At 69.8% G+C, this 13,109-nt stretch carries 9 protein-coding genes; 6 read left to right on the forward strand and 3 right to left on the reverse strand.

Annotated features, from left to right (window positions below; genetic code table 11):
• Positions 1-105 precede the first annotated feature (105 nt).
• The 6 genes from ACQ859_RS19290 to ACQ859_RS19315 all read left to right on the forward strand — a co-directional run bounded on the left by ACQ859_RS19290 (position 106) and on the right by ACQ859_RS19315 (position 9,945).
• A complete protein-coding gene (locus ACQ859_RS19290) occupies positions 106-4,599 on the forward strand; it encodes a hypothetical protein (protein ID WP_431262287.1) in 4,494 nt (1,497 codons plus the stop codon).
• A gap of 264 nt (positions 4,600-4,863) precedes the next feature.
• Positions 4,864-5,985 (forward strand): glycosyltransferase family 4 protein, encoded by a 1,122-nt coding sequence (locus ACQ859_RS19295; protein ID WP_431262288.1) that lies wholly within the window; start codon positions 4,864-4,866, stop codon positions 5,983-5,985.
• 1 nt (position 5,986) lies between these two features.
• Complete coding sequence (locus ACQ859_RS19300) at positions 5,987-6,757, forward strand: DUF5672 family protein (RefSeq protein ID WP_431262289.1); 771 nt, start codon at positions 5,987-5,989, stop codon at positions 6,755-6,757.
• Complete coding sequence (locus ACQ859_RS19305; protein ID WP_431262290.1) at positions 6,754-7,761, forward strand: hypothetical protein; 1,008 nt, start codon at positions 6,754-6,756, stop codon at positions 7,759-7,761. The genes ACQ859_RS19300 and ACQ859_RS19305 overlap by 4 nt, the downstream gene beginning before the upstream one ends.
• A 175-nt stretch (positions 7,762-7,936) precedes the next feature.
• Entirely contained in the window at positions 7,937-9,511 is a 1,575-nt protein-coding gene (locus ACQ859_RS19310; protein ID WP_431262291.1) for a methyl-accepting chemotaxis protein, read from the forward strand.
• Positions 9,512-9,720: 209 nt separating this feature from the next.
• Positions 9,721-9,945, forward strand: coding sequence for a hypothetical protein (locus ACQ859_RS19315; RefSeq protein WP_431257008.1), 225 nt, complete (start codon positions 9,721-9,723; stop codon positions 9,943-9,945).
• 119 nt (positions 9,946-10,064) lie between these two features.
• Here the strand turns inward: ACQ859_RS19315 and ACQ859_RS19320 are convergent, their stop codons facing one another.
• The 3 genes from ACQ859_RS19320 to ACQ859_RS19330 are packed head-to-tail and all read right to left on the reverse strand — an operon-like array spanning position 10,065 to position 13,055.
• The gene (locus ACQ859_RS19320; protein WP_431262292.1) at positions 10,065-10,670 is read right to left on the reverse strand and encodes a hypothetical protein; all 606 of its coding nucleotides are present in this window, start codon (positions 10,668-10,670) and stop codon (positions 10,065-10,067) included.
• Complete coding sequence (locus tag ACQ859_RS19325; protein ID WP_431262293.1) at positions 10,660-12,042, reverse strand: hypothetical protein; 1,383 nt, start codon at positions 12,040-12,042, stop codon at positions 10,660-10,662. Before ACQ859_RS19325 ends, ACQ859_RS19320 begins: the two co-directional genes overlap by 11 nt.
• Positions 12,039-13,055, reverse strand: a complete 1,017-nt coding sequence (locus ACQ859_RS19330; protein ID WP_431262294.1) for a phospholipase — start codon at positions 13,053-13,055, stop codon at positions 12,039-12,041. The genes ACQ859_RS19325 and ACQ859_RS19330 overlap by 4 nt, the downstream gene beginning before the upstream one ends.
• Positions 13,056-13,109 lie beyond the last annotated feature (54 nt).

Consider the following 13,109-nt stretch of genomic DNA (forward strand, 5'->3'; position numbering starts at 1 on the left):
GCCCCGGTTTGCCGTTTGCGGCCTCCGGCCTTCGCCCGCCCGTCAAGGGATGGACGGCCGCAAACGACAGACCAGACCGGTTTCAGAAGTACTCTCCTTTCCCGCATGGCCACCTTCGACGTCGGTTCGCTCACTCCCGCGGAGATCGCAGCGCTCACCACCACGCAGCTCGCGACGCTGACGGGGTCGGAGTGGGCCTTGCTGACCGCCGAACAGGTGGTGGCGCTGACGACCTTCCAGGTGTCCGCGCTCTCGGCCCGCCAGCTCAATTACCTGGCGTCCGGGCAGCTCGCGGCGATGGAGCTGCAGGACGTCCAGGCGATCAACACCGCCGCGATCCGCACGCTGACGACGTCCTCGCTCGCCGCGCTGACCTCCGACCAGATCCATGCGCTGACGACGGCGCAGATCCCGGCGCTGACCGTGGACCGGCTGCGCCGCATGGACAGCGACCAGTTCACCGCGCTCGACAGCACGCAGATCGCGGCGCTGTCCTCGGTGCAGGTGCGCGGCCTGGGCAGCCAGCAGATCGGCATGCTGACCACCGACGAGGTGGCCGTCTTCAGCACCGCGGCGATGCAGGTGCTGAACACCGTGCAGATCGGCGCCCTGAGCGTCGATCAGCTCAACGCCTTCAACACCGCCCAGATCGGCGCGCTGCGCGGCAACCAGACCAAGGGCCTGAGTGGCGACCAGCTCAGCGCGCTCAGCACTGAGGCCTTGCAGGCCCTGACGACCAGCGCGGTCCGCGGGCTGAGCACGACCGCCGTGTCCCACCTCTCGTCCGACGCGGTGCAGTCGCTGGACAGCAAGCAGATCGCCGCGCTGACCAGCCAGCAGTTCCGCACCCTGAGCACCGACGCGCTGGTGGCGCTGACGACCGAGCAGGCCGGCGCGCTCAACACGCTGCAGATCAAGTCCCTGAGCACCACGCAGGTCGCGGCGCTCGAGGGCGAGGACCTCGCCGCGATCGGCACCAAGGGCCTGCGCGCGCTGAATTCGCAGCAGCTCGGCGCGCTGTCCTCGGACCAGGTCGACGCGTTGAGCTCGCGTCAGGTGCAGAGCCTGACCTCGACCCAGCTGATCGGGCTCACCAGCGACCAGTTGCCGGCCTTCAGCACCGACGAGCTGCGCCTGATGAGCAGCAGTGCGCTGGTGGGCCTGAAGCCCGAGGTGCTCGCGGCGATGAGCGCCGAGCAGCTCGGCGCGCTCAAGACGGTGCAGATCGCGATGCTGACGACGCGCCAGCTGGCCGCGTTCGACACCGACGATCTGGCTGCGCTGTCGACCGCGCAGATCGCCGCGTTCAGTTCGAAGCAGCTGCAGTCGCTGACGCCGGAGCAGTTCCATTCGTTGACGACGGAAGACCTCGCCGCGCTCAGCGCCGCGACACTGCGCGGCCTGACGCCGGCGCAGCTGGCCTCGCTGAGTTCGGAACAGCTCGCGGCGATCAGCGGCGCGCAAGCCGGATCGCTGTCGACGACGCAACTGCGCGACCTCAACGACGAGCAGCTGTCCGCGCTGGGCACCGGGGCGATCCAGGCGCTGTCGACGCGCGTGATCGCGACGCTGACCGACCACCAGCTCGACGTGCTGAACTCGGGCCAGCTGCAGGCGCTGACCACGAACCAGATCCGCGCGCTCACCACGGCGCAGTTGTCGGCGATGACGGTCGAAGACCTGAACACGCTGACGACGGGGCAGTTCGCCGCCTTCACGTCGGCGCAGTTCCGCGGCTTGACGACCGACCAGATCGCGCAACTCGAGCCCGAGGACTTCGGCGCCCTGAACGCGACGGTGATCCGCTCGCTGAGCAGCGCGCAGGTGCAGGCGCTGGACATCAACCTGGTCGCGGCCTTCAGCACCTCCCAGACTTTCGCGCTCAACGCGGCGCAGATCGGCGCACTGACCGCGAACCAGCTGCAGGTGCTGTCGTCGCAGGCGCTGCAGGCGATCTCGACGCTGGCGATCCGCGGCCTGAGCGCCGACCAGTTGGACGCGCTCGGCCCGGCCGGCGTCGCCACGCTGCGCGACGCCCAGCTCGCCGCGCTGAGCACGGCGCAGGTGCGCAGCCTCGACCATGACAGCTTCAACGCCCTGGGGTCGTCCCACTTCGCGGCGCTGACCTCGTTCCAGCTGGCGGCGATCTCCACGGCCGAGATCGGCGCGCTGGCGCCGGAGCTGCTCGCCGGCGTCCGGCCGATCTACCTGACCGCGCTGACGACCGCCCAGATCCACGAGCTGAGCCGCGAGCAGGTCGGCGCCTTCGGCAGCGCGCAGACGGCGCTGCTGGGCACCGGCCAGATCGCCGCGCTGACGCCGTCGCAGATCGACGCGCTGTCGACCGACGGCGTGCGCGGCCTGAGCGTGCAGTCGCTGCAGACCTTCACGACCGACCAGCTCAACGCCCTCGTCCCCGAGCAGTTCGCGGCGATGCGGACCAACCAGGTCGCCTCGCTGACGACGGCGCAGTTGTCGGCGATGGAGCAGGCCGACCTGAACGCGCTGGACTCGACGCAGTTCGCGGTGTTCTCGTCGAAGCAGCTGGCCGCCTTCACGACCGACCAGATCAGCCAGCTGGAGTTCCAGGATGTCGTCGGCCTGAACACGCGCGCACTGCTGGGACTGACCTCCGCCCAGATCGGCGCGATGAACGTCGACAGCATCGCGTCGCTGAGCAGCGCGCAGCTGGCGGCCCTGACGTCCAAACAGCTGCTCGGACTGACGGCGGACCAGATCGACCACCTGAGCACCGCCCAGCTCGCGAGCCTGGGTTCCCAGGCGCTCCTGGGCCTGACCAGCGACCAGTTCGGCTCGCTGGACCTGGACCAGATCGCCGCGCTGTCCGCCAAGCAGATGGCGGCGCTGACCTCCCTGCAGATCGCGGCCATGGACCCCACGGCGCTGGCGGCACTGTCGACGCTGCAGTTCGCCGCCCTGCGGTCCTCGCAGCTGGCGGCGCTGAGCGGCACGCAGATCGCCGCGCTGGAGACGCAGGACCTCGCCGTCCTGCACACCACCGCGCTGAAGGCGATGGGCTCGGACCAGATCGCGCTGTTCAGCACCGACCAGATCGCGGCGCTGCGGCCGGACCAGGTCGGCTCGCTGACCTTCCAGCAGGCGGCGGCGATGCACACCGACCAGATCCAGGCGCTGGGCACGGCGCAGGTGCTGGGCCTGACCAACGTGCAGGTGCTGGCCTGGACCAGCGACCAGATCGCGGCGCTGGACGCGCAGGACGTGGCCCTCTTGCCCGGCCGGGCGATCCGGGTGATGGACGCCGGTGACTTCGCCGCCTTGTCCACCGACCAGATCCACGCGATGACCAGCACGCAGCTGGTCGAGATGACGAACGCGCAGCTGAGCGGCTTCGGCACCGAGGACTATGCGGCGCTGACCTCCTCGGCCTTCCGCGTCCTGGGCACGGCCACGCTGAACGCGCTGTCGACGGACGTCTTCGCGTCGCTCGGCGCGGAGCAGATCCACGGCCTGACCACGCAGACGCTGCGGGCGCTGCATACCGAGGCCTTCGCGGCCATGAACTCCCTCGCCATCGAGGCGCTGGACAGCCGCCAGGTCGCGTCGCTGACGACGCAGCAGCTGGCGGCGATCTCGTCGGAGGCCTTCGCCACGATGTCCAGCGACGACCTGACGGCCCTGAGCCGCGACCAGGCCAAGGCGCTGACGGTGGACCAGATCCATGCGATCGGCAGCGACGCGATCATCGGCTTCGAGACCCGCGACCTCGCCGTGCTGGGCATGGACCAGGTCCTGGCCTTCACCAGCGAGACCATCCATGCGATGTCGGGCGCGCAGCTGGACGCCCTGTTCCTGGCCACCCCGATCATGCTCAACCTCGACGGCCACGGCCTCGGGACGGTGTCGGCGGCGCAAGGCGTCAGCTTCGACATGAACAACACCGGCCACGCCCAGCAATGGGGATGGATGGCGCAGGGCAACGGCCTGCTGGCGCGCGACCTGAACGGCAACGGGCAGATCGACTCGGGGGCAGAGCTCTTCGGGACCGGCACCGTGCTGGCCAACGGCAAGCACGCGGCCAACGGCTACGAGGCGATGCAGGCCATGGACGCCAACGGCGACCATGTGCTGAACGCGCTGGACGCCGGCTTCGGCCAGTTGCGGATCTGGGCCGACGCCAACGGCAACGGCAAGACCGACGCCGGCGAACTCAAGTCGCTGTCGGAGCTCGGCATCGTCGAGCTGGACCTGAACGCGCAGGCGAGCTCGACCGTCGATCACGGCAACCTGATCGGCCTGATCTCCGGCTACAAGACCGCCGACGGCGTGACGCACCAGATGGGCGACGTCTGGTTCTCGAAATCGACGGACGCCGGCGCGGCAGCCGGCGAGGCCACGTCCGCCAAGGCGCACCTCGCGGCCGAGGACCTGCTGGCGGCGCCGGCGGCGGCGCCCACGACCGCGCTGCTGTCCGACGCGGCGCATACGGCCATGGCCACCGCCGCGGGATCGCCCGCCGCCGCGGACACGGCCTCCGCGTCCGTCCACCACGCCGCGATGGCCGCGCTCCACGCGAGCACCAGGCGCCTCGAGGACGACGGCACCACGCCGCTGCTCTGACCGCCCCCGCGGCCCCAGGGTCGCCGCCGGATCATCGGCAAGGCGCGCCACGACGGGCTGAATCCGGCCTGACCTCGTCCCGACGCTGGCCCGAAGTTGGCCGGCCCCAGTCCCCCTTATCCGCGCATGGTCGCCGCCCGGGGCGCGACACAATGGTCCAAAGATCAATGGACCGGTCGCCCTCTGCCGCCTGGCGGAGACCCGCGGCCGGACCATTCAAAGGGGCTTCGCGTTGAAAACACTGTGCATCGAAGGCTGGCGGGGGTGAACCACTCCATCGCGATGGTCAACCAGAACCAGATCCTGGAGATGGTGAAGGACCCGCGGTTCGAGCTGTTCCACAAGGACGCGCCCTTCTTCATGCCTCACTGGGACAAGAGCAAGCTGGACTCCGGCTTCGCGCCCGAGGAGCGCGCGATCATCGACGGACTGCCCGATCCCGGCGACCGCGTGATGGACGTGCGGCTGCGCATCGCGTCACCGGTGCGCCTGGGTGATCCGGCGGCCGCGCGCCGCAACGCCACCTTCGTGGTCACCGAGTTCGGTCTCTCGGGCAAGAGCTTCGACCCGCCCGAGATGGCGCCCGCCGCGCTCACGCAGGGCGACGACATCGTCGTGACGCCGACCCGCTGGTCCAAGGCGCGGCTCGTCGATTACGGCTTCGAGGCCGACAAGGTGCTGGTCGTGCCGCACGGCTACAAGACCGACACCTTCTTCCCGATGACGTCCGAGCAGCGCCAGACCGCACGCGCGGCGCTGGGCATGGCGCCGCACGAGACCGTGTTCACCAACGTCGGTGTCGCGACCTGGAACAAGGGCATCGACCTGCTGCTGCTGGCCTTCGCGGAACTGCGGCTGCAGGGCCTGCCGGTGCGGCTGATCCTGAAGGACCATCAGGGCCTGTACGGCATCGGCGTCGAGCGCGTCTTCGCCGAGCTGGCGGCGCGGGCGCCGCAGCTGAACACGCCCCAGGTCCGGGACGGGATCTCCGTCCTGTCGACCAGCCTCAACCTGCCGCAGCTGCGCTCGCTGTACGCGCTGTCCGACGCCTATGTCTCGCCGTACCGCGCCGAAGGCTTCAACCTGCCGGTGCTGGAGGCGATGGGCTGCGGCACGCACGTGATCGTCAGCGGCGGCGGCGCCACCGACGACTTCACGCCGCCCGAGCTCTGCCACCGCCTGCACAGCCGCCCCGGCACCGACGCCGATGCGCCCCAGCCGGTCGGCGCCTTCGTCGTCCCGGACCTGGACGACCTGCGCGAGGCGATGCTGCAGGTCGTCGAGCAGCGCCTGACCCCGGCACCGCGCCGCGAGGCCGCCCGCCAGCGGCTGGAGAAGCGTTTCTCCTGGGCCACGGTGACGAAACAGCTGCTGGACCTGATGTGACATGAGCGCGCCTTCCGCCTCCAGGCCGAGCCTCGCCGTCGCCATCGTCGACACCGACCTGCATGTGCTCGCGCGCCAGGCGCTGCTGCACAGCATGCGGGCGATGGAGCAGCAGGGGCTGCCCTTCAGCCAGGTGCTCATCTACTCCGACAAGCCCGAGCTCTGGCCCGGCCTGCCGGTCATCCCGGTGCCGACGTTGCGCTCGATCACCGAGTACAACCTGCTGATCACGCGCGAACTCGCGAAGCACCTGAGCGCGGACCATGTGCTGGTGATCCAGTACGACGGCTTCGTGCTCAACGCCGACCAGTTCTCGCCGCACTTCCTGCACTACGACTACATCGGCGCGCCCTGGCCCAACTACGCGGTCAACGAGGTCGGCAACGGCGGCTTCTCCTTGCGCTCGAAGCGGCTGGTCCACGCGGTCGCGCAGCTCGACTACCCGGATCCGACCGAAGCCGAAGACCTCTTCATCTGCCGCACGATGCGCGAGACGCTGGAGCGCGCCGGCTGCCGCTTCGCGCCGAAGGCGATCGCCTCGCACTTCTCGGTCGAGTTCCCGGCGGTGCCCTACCCGACCTTCGGCTTCCACGGCATCTTCCACCTGCCCAGCGTGTACCGCGAGATGCCCGACTTCCTGCTGGACCATCTCTCCGACCGCATCGTCAAGACCCGCAGCGGCTTCCTGCTGCCCGGGCTGCAGGCGATCTCGCCGGCCGCGGCGCAGAAGCTGCAGGCGCGGCTGGACCTTCTCTCGAAAGCCTCCCCATGAACGCGAAGAAGCAGATCGTCATCCTGATCCCCCACGGCGTGCAGACCGGCGGCCCGGAGGCCTTGCACCAGCTGTCGGACTCGCTGATCCGCCAGGGGCACGACGCGCGCGTCTGGTACGTGCTGCCGACCGACCTGCCGGCGGTCGACGACCTGTTCCGCCGCAACGGCCTGACGGCCGGCACGGCGCTGAAGCTGCAGCCGCGGCCCAACACCGTGGCCGACTACCAGAAGTACCAGGTGCGCCTGGCCGAGGAGATCGCGATGACGCCGGACACCTGCGTCGTCCTGGCCGAGACCTACGTGCACTGGCTGCGCTACTTCCAGCCCTGCACGCCCATGGTCTGGTGGCTGAGCATCGACAACGCCTTCGAGTACCTGTCGGTCAACAAGATCAACCTGAACCTGCTGCGCAGCGAGCGGGTGCTGCACACCTACCAGTCCGGCTACGCGCACGACGTGATCCGGGCGCTGGGCTGCGGGCGCACGCTGCCGCTGTCGGACTACACGCCGGGCAAGCCGGTGCCGGCCGAGGGCGAGCCGGTCTTCGCGACCGCCGACAAGACCGACATCGCCCTGAACGCCAACCACAAGGTCGTCTACGACGTCGGCGCGATCGCGGCACGGCTGGAGGCCGAGAACGGCTGCAAGGTCCACCTGATCCGCGGCCTGACGCGGGCGCAGGTCTACGAGGCGCTGGGCCGCAGCAAGCTCTTCATCGACCTGGGCACCTTCCCCGGCAAGGACCGCCTGGCGCGCGAGGCGCTGATGCGCGACTGCTGCGTCTTCGCGCTGGATGTCGGCGCGGCTCGCGACTACGCGCTGCCCGACGAGTGCTACTTCAAGCCGGACCAGGTCGACCAGGTCTTTGCCGGCGCGCACGGGCTGATGCGCGACTTCCCGCTCTACCTGGAACTCTCGCGCCCCGCGCAGCAGGCCGTGCAGCGCGAACGGATGATCTTCGAGCGCGAGGTCGCCGGTCTGGCGCACGCCTTCGGCGCCTGAGGCCGCGGGGCCGGGCGGCATCGGGTTTTCCCCGACCATGAGGCGCTCCTCTCCCTGATGTAGGTGATCGCAGCACACGGGTTTCGGCGCGCTTCCAATTGAGAAACGTGCGAATAGCGCCGAAGATCACATTGGGACCGGAACCACGGTTTCACATCCATCAGGGGGATAACAAATGAACTTCTCAGGCCTCAAGGTCAAGACCAAGCTGTGGGCGGGTTTCGGGGTGATGGCGGTGATCGTTGCCGCCGTGTCCGGCGCGGCGCTGCACTGGCTCAACCAGTCGAGCACGCGCGTCGAGAACTACCTGAGCGGCGTCGCCGCCCGGGAACGCATGGTGATCGCGGTGCAGTCCGCGGCGAAGTCGCGCGCCATCGCGGCCCGCAATCTGGTGCTGGTCACCACGCCGGAAGACCGGACGAAGGAACTGGCCGCCGTCACCAAGGCGCATGAGGAAGTCGGCCAGTCGCTGGCGACGCTGAAGTCCCACCTGGCCGCCGCGAAGGATGCGACGTCGCAGGACCGCGCCCTCTTCGACAAGGTCGCCGGGATCGAGGAGCAGTACGGCAAGGTCGCCCTGGTGATCGTGGGTCTGGCCAACGACGGCAAGCGCGACGACGCCGTCGCCAAGATGAACGCGGAATGCCGCCCGCTGCTGGCGGCGCTGCTGACCGCCACCGGCGACTTCATCCGTTATGAGGACGAGCGCTCCGCCGCCGAGACCAAGGAGGCGACCGAGCTGTTCGCCACCGACCGGAACCTGCTCATCGTCACGGCGATCCTGTCGGCCGGCGTGGCCGGCCTGCTGGGCTGGCTGATCAGCCGCGCGGTGACGGCGCCGCTGAACCGCGCGATCAAGGTCGCCCAATCGGTGGCCGACGGCGACCTGCGCGACGAGATCCAGGTCGACGGCCGCGACGAACTGAGCCAGCTGCTGACGGCCTTGAAGGCGATGAGCGGCAACCTCTCGACCATGGTGTCCAACGTGCGCCAGGCTGCGGACGGCATCGCCACCGCGTCGACGCAGATCGCCAGCGGCAACCAGGACCTGTCCAGCCGCACCGAGACGCAGGCGAGCGCGCTGCAGGAGACGGCGTCCTCGATGGCGCAGATGACCGAGACCGTGCAGGTCAACGCCGAATCCTCGCGCAAGGCCACCGGCCTGGCCGATGCCGCGGCGCAGGTCGCCGGCCAGGGCGGCGAAGTCGTCCATCGCGTCATGACGACGATGGAAGCCATCACCGGTTCCAGCAAGCGGATCGGCGACATCACCAGCGTGATCGACGGCATTGCGTTCCAGACCAACATCCTTGCCTTGAACGCGGCCGTCGAGGCGGCCCGTGCCGGCGAGCAGGGCCGCGGCTTCGCGGTCGTGGCCAGCGAGGTGCGGGCCCTGGCCCAGCGCAGCGCCCAGGCAGCCAAGGAGATCAAGACGCTGATCTCGGACTCGGTCGCGACGGTCGATGCCGGCGCGGTGCAGGTGCAGGAAGCCGGCCGCACCATGGACGAGGTGCTCACGCAGGTCCGCAAGGTCACCGACCTGATGGGCGAGATCAGCGCCTCCACCGACCAGCAGACCCACGGCATCGTGCAGGTCAACGAGGCAGTGGCGGCGATCGACCGCGGCACGCAGCAGAACGCGGCGCTGGTCGAGCAGAGTGCCGCGGCGGCCGAAAGCCTGCGTCAGCAGGCGATGGCCCTGACCGAGGCGATCGCCCGGTTCAAGGTGCGCGGGATGGCGGTCGCCTGATGCGGACGTCGGCCTGAGGGCCGTTGGAAACCCGAAGCGGGAGCCGGCAAGGCTCCCGTTTTTCCTTTCCGGGACGTGTTCACCCTGGTGCAGATCCGTGGTTCGTGCGATCGCCGGACGCATGCTCGGAAACTTGTTGCAACCGGCTTTGAACCTGCTGCGATGCAGCATAGAGTCTGCCGGTGTTCAGCCAGCTCGTGAGGTCCAGCATGAGTTCGATCGCGATGACGATGTTCCTCGACTCCACGCCCGGGGAGCTCGTCGACCTGCCGCATGCCGGCTCCGCCCTGGAGCATCCGCTCGTCTTCGACAGCGCCGCGCGCGAGATCCAGCAGCTCGCCGCCGACGGCCGGGCCGAGGTGATCCAGCAGCGCGTCAGCACCGTGGGCGACAAGTCCCTCATCGAGGAACTGCGCTTCCGGCGCATTGTCTGAGCCCACCCGGGCGCCTCTGATCGCGCCGGGACGCGCCTGAGCACGCGCTTCAGGCCGCTTCAGACCACTTCAGACGATGCCAGGCCGATTCAGCGCGATCCGGGGCGCGTGATGTCGTCTCAAGGCGAAGCGGCGCTCGCTGCCAGGTCCGCCTGCATCCGCGAGCGCATCTCCGCGATGCGGCGGCGCTTCTCCTCGCCCTTCGCCAATTGCTCCGGCGACACCCCCATCGCGCGCCCCTGTTCGATCTGCTGATCGAGCCGAGGGAGCTCACGGTCCGCGGCGTCGACGAAAGCGCGTTGCACCGCCTGATGGCGGTCCTGCTCACGCCGCGAGTAGGCCTGGTGGTTGTCGAGCTGCCAGGCCGGCGTGGCCGCCTCGGGCGCCGACCGCTCGATCGGCGGTGAGCGATCGTCGCCCGCGACGCGCGAGTCCGCCAGGCTCCATGCCGCCGGGAGCTCGCCGCCAGGTGAGGACGCCGGCAGCGACGCCGACGCGGCCATCACATCACTTCCCGACAAGCCGTCCGCAGGTGGCGTCGGTGCCACGCGCTCGCCGGCGACCTCTCCTGCACCCGCCCGGCTCGCCGCCGAGACCACGGCCTCGGCTGCACGAGCTGCGGCCGCCATCGGTGCGGGTCGGCTCTCGTCGGATCGGCCGTTGACGGCGATCCACGCGATCACGACGCCCGCCAGCACGATCGCCGCCCCGACTTCAATGCGCATGGCCGTGCTCCCCGCTCGACGGCATTGGCCGCTGCGGCTCGAAGGGCCGATCCGGCGGCGTGATGCCCGGGGCCCAGCGCAAGCCCGCGGACGCCAGCAGCTCGACCTGCCGCTGTTGCCAGCGCATCTCCAGCTTCTCCAGGGCCACGGCCTGCCGGGCCTCGTGACGGACCGTCTCGCTGTCGGCCGGATGGTGGCCTCGCTTGACCGAGAGGGACTGCACCCGCTCCCAGCCCTCGCCATCCGGATGCCGGATCGGCGGCGAGGCCTGACCCACCGGCCAGGCCTGCAGCAGGTCGAGCACCCAGGCATCGACGTCGGCCTGGGGCCGCGCATCGCCGAGGCGCCACACGACCCGCGTCACGCCGGGCTGCCCCCTCAGATCCGGGACTGGCGCCTCATCCGCACAGCCGGCGCGATCGCAGCGCAGGCTCAAGCCCTCGACGGACTCCAGGCGCTCGAAACGATCCCGATGGGCGCGGTAGTAGGCCTCGATCTCATCCGGCGTGACAGCCGCCGCCAACGCATCCCGGGCCGGCGCGTCCCCGTGCGGATCGCCGGTCAGGCCCAACCAGCGCTGCCAGGCGAGCTTGCGCTGCCGGGCCTCGATGACCCGGCGGACGAAGTCGAGCTCGGCGACGCTCCAGCCGCTGTCCCGACGAAGCCACGATTCGACGAACCGCTCCCGCAACAGTTGCCGCGCCTGGGCCCGGGCAAAGTCGAGATCACCGGCACGCAGGAGTCGCCGACCCTGGACGTTCTGCAACGGCCAGAGATCGGCCAGCGTGATCGCCCCGGCGGGGCCGCCGCCGAACCCCCGATGTCGCAGCAGGATGAGGCGCGTTGCGGCCGCATGCTGGGCCTCGTCGAGGTCTTCATTCATCCGAAGACGGTCGCCCGGCCCGCTCGCCCAGAGCGCCTGCCATGCGCGCGCATCGACGGTCAGCGGCATCTCCAGCGCTGCGGCCTGCCAGGCGCGTTCGATCCGCTCGGGCCAGACCTGCTGCAAGGTCGCGAGCCATTGACGTCGCCCATCGACCTCCGGCGCGAAGGCGACCCGCCTGCTCGCGAACAGCGCCGCGTCGCCGACCTCACGCGCCGCGGCGTCGCCCATCAGCAGGTCGATGGCCAGCAGGCGCGTCAGCTCCTGCAGGGTCAGGTCGGGCTGCTCCCGCCGGGCGAGCATCAGCAGCGCCTCGGCCGGACGACGAGGAATCGCCTCGTCGCCGACGCGGGCGATCCAGGCCGACGCGGCGCGCGCGTCGACCGACGTGGCCGCGAACCCGGCGCCCGCCGGCAGCAGCGTCGCGCCGCACGCGAGCGCCAGCGCCGCCACGGCCGCCGCCGTGGCGCGCGAGCGTCCTGCCCTCACAGCCGTTCGGCCGCGCGATTCAGCAGATGGACGACCATCGCGATCGCATGCGGCACGACGACGCGCCCCACGTCGCGACGGACCGCATGGTCGGTCGTCGACAGCACCTGCCCGCCGCGGCTGTACGAGATCTGGCCGCCCTGGCGCAGCAGCGGCCGGATGTCCGCCGCCGTGGTCGCCAACGGCGTGTAGCTGCCCAGCGCCGTGGTGACGAGCGCGTCGCCGTTCAGCGCCTCGCTGTCGTAGTAGTCCTTGACCCAGGTCTCCCAGCCGGAGTGGTTGAGCGCGGACGTCGTCCAGGTGTGATGCGGTTGCAGCAGGTCCGTCGTGTGCATGACGAAGCCCAGGCTCTGCACCGTCGGCCGCGCCAGGAACTGCGACCACCAGTACTGGCCCAGGTTGTCGATCGGCTGGAACGGCGCCTTCTCGAAGTCCGCGTACATCGACGGACTCGATGAACCGCCCTGGCGATAGTTGGCTTCGGTGAGGCCGTACGAGTTGTACTTGCTCCCGTCGCTGAACCAGCCCTTCATGCCGCCCTTGCCGTCGTCCAGGTGGTCGCCGACCAGCCATGCGGCGGCGAGGTCGTCGATGTCGCCCTTCACCGTGAGCCTGGCGTAGTTGTAGCCGCCGAACGGATTGCCGTGGACGTCCGGTCCCTGCGTGCGGTTCTGGAAATGCCAGTAGGACGTGTAGTTGACGATGCCCGAGCCCAGTCCCCAGACCGGCGCGAGCACGCAATCGCCGGTCACGGCGCCGCAGAGGTAGGTATCGGCGAAGTCGTCGACGTCATAGGCGCCCTGGCCCAGCTGCTCGGCGAACTGGTCGATCGTGTAGCCGGCGCGCGTCACGCCGGCCAGCAGCTTCGCGTAGTTGGTGGTGTCCGCATGCCGCTGCATGTAGCGGACCGCATCGATGGCGATGCGCTTGTGGGTCTCTTGGGCGAAGGCGTTAGCCTCGGTCTGATGGACGAGGCCGGCCGCCGCAGCGGCCAGAAGCAGGATGGATCGCATCGAAGTCTTCCCTGATGGTCCCGAATGCCGCGTGCTTTCCGCACGTCGAAATAT

Source organism: Roseateles chitinivorans, assembly GCF_050632235.1.
GTDB lineage: Bacteria > Pseudomonadota > Gammaproteobacteria > Burkholderiales > Burkholderiaceae_C > Roseateles > Roseateles chitinivorans_A.